We start from the raw sequence: 15,928 nt of genomic DNA on the forward strand, positions 1-15,928 counted from the left end.
CCGTGGGGGAGGGCTGGGGAGAGGGCATTCCCTGAATTTCGGCAACCTTTCTCAACACCCTAACTGCCCATACAAGCCTTGCGGCTTGTTGCCCCTCTCCCACGGGAGAGAGGACGGGCGGCTGTTGGGATTAAGGATTCTGCAAGGAAAACAGGTTGTGCAGGCTGCTTTTTACTTTTCAGACGACCTGCATCAACGGTTGTAAATCCAAGTTGCTTTTCAAACCAACTGCAACCGCAAAACCTGCTGCAACCCGCTCCCTCCCCTGTGGGTGAGGGCTGGGGAGAGGGCATTCCCCGAATTTCGGTAACCCTTCCCAAATCCCTTGGTCCCCTAAAATACAAGCCTTGCGGCTTGTTGCCCTCTCTCTAGCTCTCTCCCACGGGGAGAGAGGACGGGTGGCTATTGGGATGAAGGGTTCTGCAAAGAAATCAGATCGTGCAGGCTGCTTTTGCTTTTCAGACGACCTTTATAAATACTCAATTCAGGCAGCCTGCACACTATAATTTTCAAAAATCCAATCAAAATCAGCCATCTGCTACCGTGCAGGCTGCTTTTCCAATTCCTGTAACACGCGCAGGATTTCCGCCAGTACATCGTTTGTTTGCTGCAAAATCTCGTGATTCCAAAACCGCAGCACGGTAAAGCCCAGGCTGTTCAGATATGCCGTTCGCGCGTGGTCGTATGCGGCTTGTTCTGTATGTTGCCCACCGTCTGCTTCGACAATCAACTTGGGCGTTACGCACATAAAATCAACAATATAGTTTCCAATCGGCTGCTGGCGGCGGAATTTATAGCCGTTCAGACGGCCTACCCGCAGGTGCTGCCACAATTTCGCTTCCGCCTTGCTCATTTCTTGACGCATGGCTTTGGCGCGTTGATACAGGGCGGGGTTGTCGGTGGTCAATAGTTTTTCAGGCGGGTTCATTTTTTTATTATCAGGTGTGGGAAACGCCTTGATGACAATCTTTTTTCAGACGACCTTTTGCGTTTTTATGTTGCACAGGCCGTCTGAAAACTTCCTTAAAAACTAGTGACAAACGTAATCAAACCCAAAATGATACCGGGGGCGTTTGCCAGTATGATGGGGTAGTCGCGTTTTTCTTTCAAAAAGCCGTAGGCAAACCATAATGTGCAGTTGATGGCGGCGACGAGGGGTTGCAACGGCGAGCCGGGGTTGCCGGCAAGGTTGTTTTGGATTTGCGGGATATAAGAAACGTACATACCGACGGCGGCCAGGGTGGCGACGATGGAGAGTACGCGCATTTGTTTTTCAGTCATGGGGTTTCCTTTCTGACTTGAGTTACAGGATTTTGAATCGCTTGATTTTCAGACGGCCTGCCGGATTTGACGGCCGTCTGAAAAATTCGCTTTATTGCTTCGCCGCTTTCATATTGTCAATGAATTTGTCGAACAGATAGCCGACATCCTGCGGGCCGGGGCTGGCTTCGGGGTGGCCTTGGAAGCAGAACACGGGTTTGTCGGTCAGCTCGATGCCTTGCAAGGTATTGTCGAACAAGGATTTGTGGGTAATCCTTGCGTTCGCGGGCAGGGTGTCGGCATCGACGGCGAAGCCGTGGTTTTGGCTGGTGATAACGACTTTGCCGCTATCTAAGTCTTGCACGGGGTGGTTCGCGCCGTGGTGGCTGAAGTGCATTTTCAAGGTTTTTGCGCCGATGGCTAGGCTGATGAGCTGGTGTCCCAAGCAGATGCCGAAGATGGGTTTGCCGCTTGCCATCAGTTTTTGTACGGCTTCGATGGCGTAGGTGCAAGGCTCGGGGTCGCCGGGGCCGTTGGAGAGGAACACGCCGTCGGGATTGAGTGCCAACACGTCTTCCGCGCTGGTTTGGGCGGGGACGACGGTCAGGCGGCAGCCGCGTGCGGCGAGCATACGCAGGATGTTGGTTTTCACGCCGAAATCATAGGCGACGACGTGGAACGGCTGTTCGGCAGGGGTAACGAAACCTTTGCCCAGCGCCCATTCGCCTTCGGTCCATTCGTAGGCTTCTTTGCAGGAAACTTCTTTCGCCAAATCTTTGCCGACCATGCTGCCGAATGCGGCGATGAGTTCTTGCGCTTTTTCAACCGTGGCGTCCGTGCCGGTCAGAATCGCGCCGCCTTGCGCGCCTTTTTCACGCAGCAGCGTGGTCAGGCGGCGGGTGTCGATGTCGGCAATGGCGACGGTTTTGTTGCGCACCAGATAGTCGTGCAGGCTTTCGGAGGCACGGAAGTTGCTGTGCAGCAGCGGTAGGTCGCGGATAATCAAGCCTGCGGCATAAACGCTGCAGCTTTCTTCGTCTTCGACGTTGGTGCCGGTATTGCCGATGTGGGGGTAGGTGAGGGTAACGATTTGTTTGCAGTAGGACGGGTCGGTCAGGATTTCCTGATAGCCGGTCATGGAAGTGTTGAACACGACTTCGCCGGAAGTCGAACCTTCGTAACCGATTGATGTGCCGTGAAATACGCTGCCGTCAGCGAGAACGAGAAGAGCCGGAGTGGTCATGATGGAATCCTGTTTGCCTGATGATGGTCGGTTTGCAGAAACGGGCAGGGGTCGTCTGAAAATTGTTTACAAAAAAGACCGCCTGAGAAAATATCGGCTAAAAAAAAACACGCCCCGCAGCCTTGATTTTGCTGCGTAACGTGCTTTTTCAGGCATAGCTGCCTATGCCGTAGAAGCAATGCATTCTACGTCAAAAAGCCATATCGTTCAAGTTGTATCCTAAGATAGTTTCTACCTTAATAATCATGCGGTCTGTTTCATTTTCACCATTTGTCCCCTGTATCAGGCAAAAAAATATTCGGAACTGCACATAAATGACATTGTAAATGTTAGAATCGCATTCCGAGAAAATAAAAACAACGTCATCATCCGTCAACCGACGATTTTATGAAAAAAGAACGCATTATGAAAAACAATCCTTCACGTTTCCCCGGTACCGTCCGTCCGATGATTTACAGCATCGCCTCCGCACTCGCTCTGATGGGTGCAGCATCGCAAGCGCAAGCGCAGTTTGCCAAAACCCCGCTCTACCTGCAAAACGAATCTCAGATTACCGAACAGCCGAAAATTAAACATAACATTATGTTTTTTATTGATAACTCTGGGAGTATGGGTCGCAATGCGATTACAGGGGGAGGGAACCCTCCTGGGCAAGAATCAAGGATGGATGTAACGAAAAAAGCATTGAATCAGGTTCTTGACAAGTATCAGGATAAATTTAACTGGGGTTTGCAGGCCTTGGTAAATACAGAGAATAATTTTAGCAATCCTGATCCTACAAAACATACTAAAAAGAATTATACGAATAGCGAAGAAACATTTAAGACCTCATGGGTGCAAATGAAAACTTTGGTAGATAACATGAGCCCCTCTGGTTATACGCCTGCTACCCGTAGGTATTACGAAGTAGTTGCATCCGCTGTTATGCCGAATATCAAATACCGCTGTCAGAAATCCTATGTTGTGATGATGTCTGACGGTGATGCCAACTTCTCTTGTAATCATGATAGGACAAGTTTTCATTATCGTTTTAACTATGATGGGAATAACGGTCGGAGAAACTCAAGCTATCCGAGTGCATACCTCAACTACGAGGCAGATCTTTATCGGACAGAACCGTTTATTACTGCTTACAAATATTTTGGCCAGTCTCCGATGAGAGATTTCAGCATTTACGACTTGGCTGATACATGTAGAGATAAGAGGGAAAATGTACACTATTCGAAATTCTGGGATACTGCCAACAGATACAGAGGGGTCGAGGGCGGTATGGCATTTTTTAGCCGTAAGCTTGATGTCAAAGACATTAAAACTGCTGCCGTAGACCGTGTTGATGCTGCTGGGGTGAGCTGGGATGGCGATCCAAATATTGACCCTAAGGGCGTGGATTACAGTAAACAAACGGTACAAACCTTCACTGTTGGTTTTGGTAACGGCATTTCTCCGGCTGGTGAGCAATACCTCATAAGGGGTGCAAGTCGTGATGGCTGGTATTTCAACGCTGCGAAACCTGATGATTTATATAAGGCCTTTGAGAAAATTATCAGTCAGATCAGTGATGATAGTGCAAGCATTCCTTTTGAAGGTGAGGGTGGTACTGCGCCTGCAACTTCCAGCAGTGGTATTCCTGATCTGGCAGCAACCATTAAACTGAATACTGGATCTTGGAGTAGCCAGATTTTATTCAATAAATTGAATGATAGTGATGGTAGAAGAGAAGGTATGGTGACACAGCCTTCTTTCGGTCACCGTAAAACGTTGATTAACACGGGTTCTAATACATACTCTATTGATGACATTCCTGCTGATAAAGTCAACAATGCCTATTTTGGCATTGAGAGTACTAATGGTGACGAATGGAAAAAATTGCTCAATTGGACGGGCAGGGTCGGTAGCGATGACAGTGCATATAGTCCTTACCGTGTCCGTAAGGCCGGAGAGCGTGATTTGGGTGATATTTTGGATGGATCCGTTGCTGCAGTCGGTAATCAGGAGCATGGTCGCCGCAAATATTTGGTTGCCGCAGCCAATGACGGTATGGTGCATATTTTCCAAAGTACGGATGGCAACCATCCTTATGATTTGAAAGTCAGCTATCTTCCTTCTGCAATGGAGCGCGAAAACGATGCGTCAGGTAACCCAATTACGCTTGCCAAAGTATTGAAAGACATTGCACATGCGGATTACGGAAAATCCATCGAAAACCATAAATATGGTGTAAACGGCGGTTTTACCCTGCGTCAGACTCCTGTTGCAGAACAAGGCAGTAAGTTTCAGCAACGTGTCTTTATGTTTGGTGCAATGGGACAAGGCGGACGTGGTGCATACGCTCTCAATATAGGCGGTAAAGAAGATCAAACCACCAATACCGGTTTGGATGCGGCTGCTTTGAGCGATAAAGTTCCTTTGTTTGAAACGACCAAAGGTAAAGACAATACTTTGGGCTTTACCATTGGTACGCCGCAAATCGGACGTGTTTCCGTAAAACGTGAAACTGACGGTAGTGCGAAACTGGATGAAAATATCCGTTATGTGGGCTTCCTCGCCAGTGGCTATGCAGCCGAAGAAAAAGATGCGGCAACCAACGAAACTGCGTTATATGTTTACGAAATGCTTGGTAAAGAAGTCGGTACAGGCGAGAAACGCGGTCAGGCTGCAGGTAAGCCCGGTGATCAGCTGGCCAAAATTGTCGTGAAGGATGGTGTAGGCGGTCTGTCCACGCCGACACTACTTGATACTAATTTTGACGGAGTTGTCGATTTTGCTTTTGCAGGCGATAGAGGGGGGAATATGTACCGCTTCGATCTGCGTAGTGCAACCCCGAAAGATTGGACTGCGGTCAAAATTTTCTCAGGCTCGCCAAACAAACCGATTACTTCGGCACCTGCCGTATCGCGAAAAAGTGCTAATGACTATATTGTGATTTTCGGTACGGGCAGCGAAATCTACCAAAGTGATTTGAGCAATACTGAAACACAATCGATTTACGGTATTTTCCAAAAATTGGATAAAGCGCCGAAAGATCTTGCTGCAGATAAGACAAATCAAGATGTTGCCGAGCAAAATCTACGCAAGCAAACTATTACTGAGGTAGAGCAGTCATATAACGATGGAAACAATCAGCCACGAACCAGTAAGGCATTGTATCTGAGTAATGAAACAATTGAAGAGACGCATAAAGGCTGGTTCATCAATCTAGGTTCTGGCGAGCGTGTCAGTATTAAGCCGACCATGATTCTGCGTACTGCCATCGTTACGATACGCAAGTACACTTCCGATGTTGGTAAGACCATCGGCAAGGAAGAGGCGGAAAAAGACTTGTGTCTGCCTGTCAGCAACAATAAGTCAACTGTAACCAGTACAACTTTCCTCGGCATCAATGCTGATAATGGCGGTGCACTCAATAGCCGTAGCGCACGTTTTACACCTGATATATTTAAGCGTGAATTGAGTGGTTTCGGTACGCAATACGCCAACGGTTTGACTCAAGAAGGTATTGTCAGCTTCACCTTTATCGATCCGAATAAACGTACGGACGATCCTGTTACTGCCGATGGTGACAGCGGTGAAACCGGTACGGATAAGGAGCTGGGTTATGGTTCTGGTACGCCTAACAATAGATGCTTCTCAGGCAAAGAGGGAGACCAGCGCAGCTTGCTCTTGAATAAAGGTCAATCACTAGAAGTAAAAGGCCGTATCTGTGGTCTGCAACGTATCAGCTGGCGCGAGCTGTTTTTCTGATTGGTCCGTGTAAGCGTATGAAGACCAAGAGGTCGTCTGAAAACGTGGAAACAGGTTTTCAGACGACTTTTGTTTTGTAGTGGATTAACTTTAAACCAGTACGGCGTTGCCTCGCCTTGCCCTGATTTAAAGTTAATCCACTATATCTGAATGCAATCAGCTTTGCGGTCGGTAAATCTTATCGAATACGCCGCCGTCGTTGAAAAATCGTGCTTGTGCTTTGCGCCAGCCGCCGAAGGTTTCGTCGATGCTGACCAGTTTCAAATCGGGGAAGCGTGTTTTAAATTCGGTGCGTACGGCCTCGTCGGTGGGGCGGTAGAAATGGCGTGCTGCCATTCGTTGCGCTTCTTTGCTATACAGCATTTCCAAATAGGTTTTGGCGATTTGTTCCGTGCCTTTTTCTTTTGCTACTGCGCTGACCACGGCGACGGGCGGTTCGCACAGCATGGATATTGACGGCGTGATGATTTCAAATTGGTTCGGATTTTCCTGCAAGGCAAGGTGTGCTTCGTTTTCCCATACCAGCAAAACATCGCCTAATCCGCGCCGTGTAAAGGTAATGGTCGAACCGCGCGCGCCTGCGTCCATGACCGGCACGCGGCGGTAGAGTTCGGAGACAAACTGTTCTGCCGCCGCATCTCCGCCTTTTTCTTGTGCATACGCCCAAGCCGATAGGAAATTCCAGCGCGCGCCGCCTGAAGTTTTCGGGTTCGCCGTGATAATTTGGACATCACCTTTGACCAAGTCGTCCCAGTCATGAATCTGCTTGGGATTGCCTTTGCGTACTAGGAACACGATGGTCGAAGTGTAGGGTGTGCTGTTGTGCGGCAGGGCTTTTTGCCAGTCTGCCGACAGGAGTTGCCTGCCTGCTTTGCTGTGATGGAGCGCGTCGATGTCGGATGCCAGCGCAAGTGTCACGACATCGGCCTTCAAGCCGTTTTGTACGGTCAGCGACTGTTTGCCCGAACCGCCGTTGGAGAGGCGGATATCTGCTTCCTGTCCGTGTGTTTTTTGCCAGTAGCGTTGGAAAAACGGGTTGTATTCGCGGTAGAACTCACGTGTCGGGTCGTACGACACGTTCAGCATCACCACGCGCTCGGGTTTGCTCTTGCCAGCCACGCTGCCGGACTGTCCGCATGAGGCTAGCCACACCGTCGCGCCGATGAAGATAATGCCCAGCCATGATTTGAGTTCCATCATTATTTTCCTTATCAGACAAATACTTGAGCGGGAAATATAACAAGGCGGGAATCGTGCGGGAAATATTGTTTGCTTCTTTGGATATAACGGAAATGCGTTTGCGGCGATATGGAGTTTGGTATTTATATAGTGGATTAACTTTAAATCAGGACAAGGCGACGAAGCCGCAGATAGTACAGATAGAGACCTTTGCAAAATTCCCCAAAATCCAGATAGTACGGAAAGGCGAGGCAGCGCTGTACTGGTTTAAAGTTAATCCACTATAGATATCGCGTTTGAAGGGATGAATAACGGAAAGGTCGTCTGAAAACGGATTTCGGTTTCCAGACGACCTTTTGTCAATGATGGACTATACAGGCGATGCCTATGCTGCTGTGAACGCTGCTTGCCCAAGTCTAAAACCATCTGTTTCGGGCGGGCAGGATTCAGCGGTGCATAATCATGGCTTTAATCCATGCGGGTATTTCGCGGGAGAGTTTGCGCAGGTAATTGGGCGTGGAGTCGCCGCAGGAATCGGAAGCGTAAAACTGGACGTTTTTGTCTTTCAAATGGCGGTTGACGAGCCACTCGGCGCGTGCGAGATGGAAGGCGTCGCTGACGATGATGACGTTGGATACGTCTTGTAACAGCGGTGCACTCAAGGCGATGTTTTCAAAGGTGCTTTCCGATTTGTTTTCGATGCGGATGTGTTCGGGCGGTACGCCCATGTCTATCGCCATCGATTGCATGGCTGCCGCTTCGTTGCTGCCGTCGCCGTCCGTGCCGCCGCTCATCAGCAATCCGCTGACTTTGTGTTGACGGTAGAGGGCGACGCCTGCTTCCACTCGGGAGCGCAGGCAGGGATTGGGTTTGCCGCGCCTGTTGACGGAATTGCCCAAGATGACGGCGATGTCGGCAGGTTTGATGTTTTGGGATGCTTTTTCTGCTTGGACGGCTTGGTAATGCAGCCAAGCCACGCTGGTTGCCCAGATGAGGAGAAGCGGGAGGAGGCCCCATATTATCCATCTTTTCATAAATGATTCCTTTGGGTGATATGTGTCGGGTGCGTGCGGCGGGATATCGGTTGGATGGTGCGCAGTGAAACATCATAGCATACGCGGATTGTCTGAACGGCGAGACGGGATGGGCGGTGGATTTCAGTTGCGGGCGGGGCGGGTATGTTGTGTTGTCATTGCGGGGAGGTCGTCTGAAATCATCTTCTGTTTTTCAGACGACCTCGTAAATGTTAAGATAAACTGTTTTTCCCTTTGCGGTATGGAAGGGCGCAAAAGGCAGCGGCATTGGGTCGCTTGCTGTTTTGCGTTGTTCCGCCATGTATCGACCGAAAGCCATTTATGACCGATATCCTCAATAAAATCCTTGCCACTAAGGCTCAAGAAGTTGCCGCACAAAAGGCGGCGACGCCGCTTGCGGAAGTCAAAGCGCAGTTGCGCGATGCCGAGCCGGTGCGTGACTTTTTTGCTTCCATCCGCAATAAACACGCCGAAAACTTGCCTGCCATTATCGCGGAAATCAAAAAAGCCAGTCCCAGCAAGGGGCTGATACGGCCTGATTTTCATCCTGCGGATATTGCGTGCGCTTATGAACGCGCGGGTGCGGCGTGTTTGTCTGTGTTGACTGACGAAGTGTATTTCCAAGGTTCGCCCGAGTATTTGAAACAGGCGCGTTCGGCGGTCAGCCTGCCGGTGTTGCGTAAGGATTTCATCATCGACGACTATCAGATTTATCAGGCGCGCACATGGGGTGCGGATGCGATTTTATTGATTGCGGCGGCGTTGGATGCCGCGCAGTTGGCGCATTTTGAAGCCGTTGCCCACGATTTGGGCATGACCGTGCTGCTGGAATTGCACGATCAATCCGAATTGGAAAAATGCCGCAGTATGACTACGCCGCTTTGGGGCGTGAACAACCGCAATCTGCGGACTTTTGAAGTCACGCTCCAGCAAACTTTAGACCTGCTGCCCGAGCTGACGGGCAAAACGGTCGTCACGGAAAGTGGTATCCGAAACAAAGACGATGTGGACTTTATGCGTGGACATGGCGTGCATACGTTCTTAATCGGCGAAACCTTTATGCGGGCGGCGGATATCGAAGCCGAAGTGCGTAAGTTGTTTTAATACCGTGCCGTAAGGCGTGTAAGGCACACAATATCTTGCCTGCTTTTGAGGCGGTTTGCTTCGGAAGCAGGCAGTTTAGTGTTTCCCCGACCGCCACACCGACCAGATAATCCACAGACTGTTGGCGAAGGCGATCAGGTAGCCGACGAAGCCGATGAACTTGGGGCCGGTTTCTATGCTCATGACGATGGACGAACCGATAATCAGGGCGGCGGTGACGATGCCCATGGTCAGGCGGTTGGCGGCGCTGTCGATTTGATGGCTGATGCGGTCTGAGTGTTTGAGGTCTAGGGTAACGCCGAGCTTGCCTTTTTGCAGCATTCTGGTCAGCCTGAAGAAATCTTGCGGCAACGACCCTGCCATTTGCAACAGGGTGCGCAGTTGGGTTTTGGCATTGCGGGCGATGTGGGCGGCGGAGGCTTGTTCTTTGACGGCGGCTTCGGTAATGGGTTTGGCACGTTCGAGCAGTTCGACACCGCCGTCGAGCCGTTTGACAACACCTTCGAGGGTGATGAGGGTTTTAAAGAGCATCACGAGGTCGCCGGGCAGGGTCAGCCCGTGGCGGCGCATGATGGAAGTGATGTCGTTGATGACTTGGCTGACGCGCAGATCGCGGACGGCGGTGTGTTCGTAGTTGAGCAGCATTTCCAAAACGTCTGCGCCGAGCAGGTTTTCGTCGGGCAAATCGCCCTGCGCCCAGTCGCTGAGGACGTATTGGATGAGCAGTGCGTCGTTGTTGGTCAGGGCGTTGATGAGGTTAAGGATTTCGCGGCGGCGGGTGTTGCCGAGGTGTCCGACCAGCCCGAAGTCGATGAAGGTGATGCCACTGTTGTCGTTGATGAAGATGTTGCCCGGATGCGGGTCGGCATGGAAAAAGCCTTGCCGCAGCATCATGGTGAAGAGGGTGTCGGTAATCCGTCCGGCAAGAGCGCTGCGCAAGGTGTGGGGCATGGTTTCAAGGTCGGCGTCTTTCAGGAGCGTGCCGCCGATGTAGTCTTGTACGAGGATGTGCCGGTTGGAAATGTCGGGATAGACGGCGGGGATGCGGACCAAGGGGTCGTCTGAAAAGGTCTGACCGAAGCGCTGCATATAGCGCAGCTCTACCGATAAGTCGGTTTCTTTCGCCAGACTCTTGGCAAAATAGGCGACCATCAATACGGGCTGGTAACGGCGCACTTCGGGGATTTCGGATTCCATCAGTCTGGCGAGGTGGTTCAAAATCCGCAAATCCGCCTGAATGACCGGCTCGATGTCGGGGCGTTTGACTTTGACGGCGACGGCGGTTCCGTCTAAAAGTTCGGCGCGGTGCACCTGTGCCACCGATGCGCTGCCTGCGGGTTTCGGGTCTATGCTGCGGAACACTTCGGAAACGGGCTTGCCCAGATAGGCTTCGACCAAAGTATAGATTTCAGACGACGGTATCGGCGCGACGTTGCTTTGCAGTTGTTCAAACTCTTCAATCCACTCCGCCCCGAAAATATCGACCCGCGTGGACAATACCTGACCGAGTTTGACGAAGGTCGGCCCCAGTTCTTCAAACGCTTTGCGAAAGCGTCGCGGCGTACTCATATAACGGCTGTCGGGATGCACTTCGTCCCCGCCTGCCGCGCCCAAACGGATACGCTGAACAAAGCCGCCCAAGCCGTATTTCGTCAGTACGGTAATAATTTCGCGCATTCTGGAAAAGTCGCGCATAGCGAGCAGAGTGGGTATCATCATCGGTTGGGTGTCTTCGCAAATTTTTTTATAAACAACGCTTTAACGCAATATAACAGACGCTTTTTTGCCAAACATCCTGTTTTTTATATACAATCGCCTGCATATCCCAGATACAGAATAACATAATAGCAGGCGGCAGACAGGTCGTCTGAAAATGGAATCAGTCAAACATGAAAGCCTTATCCAGGCTGGCGGCACTATTGACTTCGGTTTATATGCTGTCCGGCATTCATCTTGCAAACGCCGACGATCTCGATTCGTTCGTCAAAAACAGACAGCAGGTTTTAAACCAATTTGAAGATGCAAGACAACCTGCTTCACCAGGAATCCTCCAACCCGGACGCGCAATTGCTGCCGCGGTCACACCCCGTCAACCCGTAAGCTCCGCACAGTCATCAGACAATGCTGACGAACTCATCAGCAGCGCGATGGGTCTTTTGGGCGTAGCCTACCGCTACGGCGGCACATCCGCGTCCACAGGTTTCGACTGCAGCGGCTTTATGCAGCACATCTTCAAACGCTCGATGGGCGTGAACCTCCCGCGTACCTCCGCCGCACAGGCACAAATGGGCGTCGGCGTATCGCGTAGCGAATTGCAGCCGGGCGACATGGTGTTCTTCCGCACGATGGGTCGCGGCAGAATCTCCCACGTCGGCCTCTACATCGGCAACAACCGCTTCATCCACGCTCCGCGTACCGGCAAACGTATCGAAGTTACCAGCCTCAGCAACAAATACTGGAATTCCAAATACGCCTTCGCCCGCCGCGTGAAGAAAAATGATCCGTCCCGTTTCCTCAATTAAGTCTAGGAAAGCACCAACGTGAGTATGCCTGAAATGCCCAAATGGTATGACGACGACGGGCAAATCGTATCCTGCACTGAAAAAGTCAAAGTCATGACCGAGAACATGACCGAGCTTTATCAGGCAGCGCAAGACGCATTCGAGGACGCGCTCCTGATGGGTTGCGGCGAGAAACAGTTGCGCGAATACCTCCAAGCCTTGATTGAAGGTGTGGAAAACCCATATCGGAAATCCTAGGCGGAGAATCCCTATCCGACGGCGTGGCTTTTAACCATGCCGTTTTTTATGGGCGGCAACCAAACAAGGTCGTCTGAAAGCCGGCAAGATGCTTTCAGACGACCTTGTTGGGTTTCTGCATTGATTGATTCAGATAAGCGCGAAAACGGCAAATCGATGTTGTATAGTGGATTAACTTTAAACCGGTACGGCGTTACCTCGCCTTAGCTCAAAGAGAACGATTCTCTAAGGTGCTTAAAGCACCAAGTGAATCGGTTCCGTACTATCTGTACTTTCTGCGGCTTCGTCGCCTTGTCCTGATTTTTGTTAATCCACTATAACATTGATTGATTCAGATAAACGAGAAAACAGCAAATCGATGTTGCATTCGGGCTGAGCCACACTTTTCAGACGACCCCAAGGGCGTTATGATTCAATTATTAACAAAGATTCATAAACCGCCCGTCTGCAAAGCGGCAAACCATAGAGGAAACCCGACCCATGCACACCATCCGCGCCTTGCTCGTCCTGCTCGGCTGCCTCGCGCTCGGCGAAACCGCCGCCTACCTTACGGGCATCAAACTGCCCGGCAGCATCATCGGCATGGGCATTCTGTTTGCCATGCTTCAGGCGGGGTGGGTGAAAGCCGAGTGGTTGCAGCAGCTTACCGACGCGCTGATGGCAAACCTGACGCTTTTCCTTGTGCCGCCCTGCGTCGCGGTCATCAGCTATTTGGATTTGATTGCCGACAGTTGGCTGTCGATACTCGTCTCCGCCGCCGCCAGTACCGTGTGCGTCCTGTTGGTAACGGGCAAGGTGCACCAATGGATACGGGAGAAAATCTGATGGACGGCATCCTTTCCCTGTGGCAGCAGCCCAGTGTCCTGCTTTTCCTGACGCTGGCGGTTTACGCATTAGCACTCATCCTCCGCGCGCGGACGGGCTATCTGCTGCTCAACCCCGTCCTAATCAGCACCGTTACCCTGATTGCCTACCTCAAAATCCTCGACATCGATTACGCCGTATACCACGATGCCGCGCAGTTTATCGACTTCTGGCTCAAGCCCGCCGTCGTCGCGCTTGCCGTCCCGCTCTATCAAAACCGTCAAAAAATCTTCAGCCAGTGGCTGCCCGTCATCGTCTCGCAGCTCGCCGGCAGCGTGACCGGCATCATCACAGGCATGTATTTCGCCAAATGGCTGGGTGCGGAACGCGAAGTCGTCCTCTCGCTCGCCGCCAAATCCGTGACCAACCCCATCGCCATCGAAATCACCCGCACCATAGGCGGCATCCCCGCCATCACCGCCGCCACCGTCATCGTCGCCGGACTGGTCGGGCAGATAGCCGGTTATACCGTACTTAAAAACACCGTCGTTATGCCCTCGTCGGTCGGCATGTCGCTCGGCACCGCCTCACACGCCATGGGCATCGCCGCCTCGCTCGAACGCAGCCGGCGCATGGCAGCATACGCAGGGCTGGGGCTGACCCTCAACGGCGTACTGACCGCCGCCATCGCCCCGATTATCATCCCCGTATTAGGATTCTGAACACTTTTCAGACGACCCCGATGAACCAAAAAGGTCGTCTGAAACCCAAACCCATAGCAACCTCAAACAAAGGAGCAGCAAAATGGCAGTCAACCTCACAGAAAAAACCGCAGACCAACTGCTGAACATCGACGGCATCCAACTCTTCACCGCCCGCGCAGGCATCAAACAAACCGACCGCGCCGACCTCACCCTGATGGTACTTTCCGGCGGCAATACCGTCGGTGCCGTGTTTACCACCAACCGCTTCTGCGCCGCCCCCGTCCACATCGCCAAATCACATCTCTTCGACGAAGACGGCGTGCGCGCCATCATCATCAACACCGGCAACGCCAACGCCGGTACAGGCGCGCAAGGCAGAATCGACGCCATCGAAACCTGCGCCGCCACCGCCGAACAAACCGGCTGTAAACCCTCCCAAGTCCTTCCCTTCTCCACAGGCGTCATCCTCGAGCCCCTGCCCGTCGGCAAAATCGTCGCCGCCCTGCCCAAAATGCAGCCCGCCGACTGGGCGGATGCCGCACGCGCCATCATGACCACCGACACCGTGCCCAAATCCGCCTCGCGCGAAGGCAGCGTCGGCGAAAAACACACCGTCCGCGCCACCGGCATCGCCAAAGGCTCCGGCATGATCCATCCCAACATGGCGACCATGCTCTCCTTCATCGCCACCGATGCCAAAGTTTCCCAACCCATCCTCCAGCTGATGACCCAAGAAATCGCCGACGAAACCTTCAATACCATCACCGTTGACGGCGACACCAGCACCAACGACAGCTTCGTCATCATCGCCACCGGCAAAAACAGCCAAAGCGAAATCGACAACATCGCCGACCCGCGCTACAAACAGCTCAAAGACCTGCTCGGCAGCCTCGCTCTCGAACTCGCCCAAGCCATCGTCCGAGACGGCGAAGGCGCGACCAAATTCATCACCGTCCGCGTCGAAAACGCCAAAACCCGCGACGAAGCCCGCCAAGTCGCCTACGCCGTCGCCCACTCGCCCCTCGTTAAAACCGCCTTCTTCGCCTCCGACCCCAACCTCGGCAGACTGCTCGCCGCCATCGGTTACGCCGGCATCGCCGATTTGGACACCGACACCGTCGAAATGTATCTCGACGACGTATTGGTTGCCGAAAACGGCGGCCGCGCCGCAAGCTACACCGAAGAACAAGGACAGGCAGTGATGGCGAAAGACGAAATCACCGTCCGCATCAAACCCCACCGCGGACAAGCCTCCGCCACCGTCTATACCTGCGACCTGTCGCACGACTACGTCTCCATCAACGCAGACTACCGCTCGTAAGGACAGATTGTAAGTTTTCGGTTTTCAGGCGACCTTGTGCGTCAGTAAACTCAGTTCGTGGGCGAAGCCTGCGCCACATCAATGGAAACACGATCGAAAAGAACGATATTTCCAGCAGTGTTCAACTGGTAGCGTGGGCTATGCCCGCGAAAATATAAAAGGTCGTCTGAAACCTGTACACAGGCTTTCAGACGACCTTTGCTTTCCAAAAAACAATCCGTGGGCAAAGCCCACGCTACGGTTGACTCAACGCATCCCCCATCTTTAAAACTCCTCAGCTGAAAATACAAAAAAATCTCAACTTATTATTGCAAAGGCCTCAGGTTTTCAGACGACGTTTGAGGTCGTCTGAAAGTTTGAAACAATGGTTTGAGAATGGTAAAAAAACGCGTGCATGCGTACCGCACACCCTACACGTCGGTTTTAAAGTTTGTGCCGCCCGCAGGTAAGGTGTGTGGCGTAGCCACGCACGCGGTTGGTAGAGATTCAGGCTACGGCTTGCTGATCCACATCAAGGGAAATACGATCGAAAAGAACGATATTTCCAGCAGTGTTCAACTGGTAGCGTGGGCTATGCCCATGAAAATATGAAAGGTCGTCTGAAACCTGTACGCAGGCTTTCAGACGACCTTTGCTTTCCAAAAAACAATCCGTGGGCAAAGCCCACGCTACGGTTGGCTTTCAACCTGTAATGCGGGCTTTTCCGCGAAAACAGCCCATCAATTAAACAAAAATTCCCCATGCCGTCATTCCCGCGCAGGCGGGAATCCATTTTTGAA

16 protein-coding genes are annotated in these 15,928 nt (G+C 52.0%); 9 read left to right on the top strand and 7 right to left on the bottom strand.

Going from position 1 to position 15,928, the window contains the following annotated elements; translation table 11 throughout:
* A partial coding sequence (locus tag HMPREF2572_RS14895; RefSeq protein WP_210385308.1) for a hypothetical protein occupies positions 1 to 205 on the top strand: 205 nt, incomplete at its 5' end.
* 333 nt (positions 206 to 538) lie between these two features.
* On the opposite strand, the gene HMPREF2572_RS10375 is transcribed toward HMPREF2572_RS14895, so the two are convergent.
* From HMPREF2572_RS10375 to carA, 3 genes are all read right to left on the bottom strand, one after another.
* Positions 539 to 928: an endonuclease domain-containing protein gene (locus HMPREF2572_RS10375; protein WP_070498391.1), complete on the bottom strand. Its 390-nt coding sequence runs from the start codon at positions 926 to 928 to the stop codon at positions 539 to 541.
* 95 nt (positions 929 to 1,023) lie between these two features.
* Positions 1,024 to 1,281: a SemiSWEET family transporter gene (locus tag HMPREF2572_RS10380; RefSeq protein WP_070498393.1), complete on the bottom strand. Its 258-nt coding sequence runs from the start codon at positions 1,279 to 1,281 to the stop codon at positions 1,024 to 1,026.
* 91 nt (positions 1,282 to 1,372) lie between these two features.
* Complete coding sequence (gene carA / locus HMPREF2572_RS10385) at positions 1,373 to 2,503, bottom strand: glutamine-hydrolyzing carbamoyl-phosphate synthase small subunit (RefSeq protein WP_070498395.1); 1,131 nt, start codon at positions 2,501 to 2,503, stop codon at positions 1,373 to 1,375.
* Positions 2,504 to 2,890: 387 nt separating this feature from the next.
* Between carA and pilC the strand changes: the two genes are divergently transcribed.
* Positions 2,891 to 6,244: a PilC family type IV pilus tip adhesin gene (gene pilC, locus HMPREF2572_RS10390; RefSeq protein ID WP_070498397.1), complete on the top strand. Its 3,354-nt coding sequence runs from the start codon at positions 2,891 to 2,893 to the stop codon at positions 6,242 to 6,244.
* 156 nt (positions 6,245 to 6,400) lie between these two features.
* On the opposite strand, the gene HMPREF2572_RS10395 is transcribed toward pilC, so the two are convergent.
* A complete protein-coding gene (locus tag HMPREF2572_RS10395) occupies positions 6,401 to 7,444 on the bottom strand; it encodes a sulfate ABC transporter substrate-binding protein (protein ID WP_148132338.1) in 1,044 nt (347 codons plus the stop codon).
* Between the two features lie 425 nt (positions 7,445 to 7,869).
* Entirely contained in the window at positions 7,870 to 8,457 is a 588-nt protein-coding gene (locus HMPREF2572_RS10405; RefSeq protein ID WP_070498401.1) for a YdcF family protein, read from the bottom strand.
* A 321-nt stretch (positions 8,458 to 8,778) separates the two neighbouring features.
* Between HMPREF2572_RS10405 and trpC the strand changes: the two genes are divergently transcribed.
* Positions 8,779 to 9,561, top strand: a complete 783-nt coding sequence (gene trpC, locus HMPREF2572_RS10410; protein ID WP_070498403.1) for an indole-3-glycerol phosphate synthase TrpC — start codon at positions 8,779 to 8,781, stop codon at positions 9,559 to 9,561.
* A 75-nt stretch (positions 9,562 to 9,636) separates the two neighbouring features.
* Here trpC and HMPREF2572_RS10415 read toward each other — a convergent pair whose 3' ends face one another.
* Positions 9,637 to 11,280, bottom strand: a complete 1,644-nt coding sequence (locus tag HMPREF2572_RS10415; RefSeq protein ID WP_070498405.1) for an ABC1 kinase family protein — start codon at positions 11,278 to 11,280, stop codon at positions 9,637 to 9,639.
* A gap of 170 nt (positions 11,281 to 11,450) precedes the next feature.
* On the opposite strand from HMPREF2572_RS10415, the gene HMPREF2572_RS10420 reads away from it, so the two are divergent.
* The 6 genes from HMPREF2572_RS10420 (at position 11,451) to argJ (ending at position 15,149) form a co-directional block, all read left to right on the top strand.
* Positions 11,451 to 12,083, top strand: coding sequence for a C40 family peptidase (locus HMPREF2572_RS10420; protein ID WP_070498407.1), 633 nt, complete (start codon positions 11,451 to 11,453; stop codon positions 12,081 to 12,083).
* A gap of 18 nt (positions 12,084 to 12,101) precedes the next feature.
* On the top strand, positions 12,102 to 12,320 hold the full coding sequence (locus tag HMPREF2572_RS10425; protein WP_003765602.1) for a hypothetical protein: 219 nt from the start codon (positions 12,102 to 12,104) through the stop codon (positions 12,318 to 12,320).
* Positions 12,321 to 12,356: 36 nt separating this feature from the next.
* A complete protein-coding gene (locus HMPREF2572_RS14655; RefSeq protein WP_168161788.1) occupies positions 12,357 to 12,527 on the top strand; it encodes a hypothetical protein in 171 nt (56 codons plus the stop codon).
* 273 nt (positions 12,528 to 12,800) lie between these two features.
* Complete coding sequence (locus HMPREF2572_RS10430; RefSeq protein WP_003742821.1) at positions 12,801 to 13,145, top strand: CidA/LrgA family protein; 345 nt, start codon at positions 12,801 to 12,803, stop codon at positions 13,143 to 13,145.
* Positions 13,145 to 13,846 (top strand): LrgB family protein, encoded by a 702-nt coding sequence (locus HMPREF2572_RS10435; protein ID WP_049227463.1) that lies wholly within the window; start codon positions 13,145 to 13,147, stop codon positions 13,844 to 13,846. Before HMPREF2572_RS10430 ends, HMPREF2572_RS10435 begins: the two co-directional genes overlap by 1 nt.
* Before the next feature lie 82 nt (positions 13,847 to 13,928).
* Positions 13,929 to 15,149: a bifunctional glutamate N-acetyltransferase/amino-acid acetyltransferase ArgJ gene (gene argJ, locus HMPREF2572_RS10440; protein WP_070498409.1), complete on the top strand. Its 1,221-nt coding sequence runs from the start codon at positions 13,929 to 13,931 to the stop codon at positions 15,147 to 15,149.
* Between the two features lie 571 nt (positions 15,150 to 15,720).
* On the opposite strand, the gene HMPREF2572_RS14900 is transcribed toward argJ, so the two are convergent.
* On the bottom strand, positions 15,721 to 15,928 hold a 208-nt coding region (locus HMPREF2572_RS14900), incomplete at its 5' end, for a hypothetical protein (protein ID WP_210385309.1).

Source organism: Neisseria sp. HMSC064E01 (assembly GCF_001808875.1).
GTDB classification, from domain to species: domain Bacteria; phylum Pseudomonadota; class Gammaproteobacteria; order Burkholderiales; family Neisseriaceae; genus Neisseria; species Neisseria sicca_A.

What these genes read in the sequence shown, in the direction of transcription:
- HMPREF2572_RS10395 (WP_148132338.1), bottom strand. Translation starts at nt 7,444, where the DNA reads ATGATGGAACTCAAATCATGGCTGGGCATTATCTTCATCGGCGCGACG.
- carA (WP_070498395.1), bottom strand. Translation starts at nt 2,503, where the DNA reads ATGACCACTCCGGCTCTTCTCGTTCTCGCTGACGGCAGCGTATTTCAC.
- HMPREF2572_RS14655 (WP_168161788.1), top strand. Translation starts at nt 12,357, where the DNA reads ATGCCGTTTTTTATGGGCGGCAACCAAACAAGGTCGTCTGAAAGCCGG.
- HMPREF2572_RS10405 (WP_070498401.1), bottom strand. Translation starts at nt 8,457, where the DNA reads ATGAAAAGATGGATAATATGGGGCCTCCTCCCGCTTCTCCTCATCTGG.
- pilC (WP_070498397.1), top strand. Translation starts at nt 2,891, where the DNA reads ATGAAAAAAGAACGCATTATGAAAAACAATCCTTCACGTTTCCCCGGT.
- HMPREF2572_RS10380 (WP_070498393.1), bottom strand. Translation starts at nt 1,281, where the DNA reads ATGACTGAAAAACAAATGCGCGTACTCTCCATCGTCGCCACCCTGGCC.
- HMPREF2572_RS10415 (WP_070498405.1), bottom strand. Translation starts at nt 11,280, where the DNA reads ATGATGATACCCACTCTGCTCGCTATGCGCGACTTTTCCAGAATGCGC.
- HMPREF2572_RS10430 (WP_003742821.1), top strand. Translation starts at nt 12,801, where the DNA reads ATGCACACCATCCGCGCCTTGCTCGTCCTGCTCGGCTGCCTCGCGCTC.
- HMPREF2572_RS10435 (WP_049227463.1), top strand. Translation starts at nt 13,145, where the DNA reads ATGGACGGCATCCTTTCCCTGTGGCAGCAGCCCAGTGTCCTGCTTTTC.
- argJ (WP_070498409.1), top strand. Translation starts at nt 13,929, where the DNA reads ATGGCAGTCAACCTCACAGAAAAAACCGCAGACCAACTGCTGAACATC.
- HMPREF2572_RS10375 (WP_070498391.1), bottom strand. Translation starts at nt 928, where the DNA reads ATGAACCCGCCTGAAAAACTATTGACCACCGACAACCCCGCCCTGTAT.
- HMPREF2572_RS10420 (WP_070498407.1), top strand. Translation starts at nt 11,451, where the DNA reads ATGAAAGCCTTATCCAGGCTGGCGGCACTATTGACTTCGGTTTATATG.
- trpC (WP_070498403.1), top strand. Translation starts at nt 8,779, where the DNA reads ATGACCGATATCCTCAATAAAATCCTTGCCACTAAGGCTCAAGAAGTT.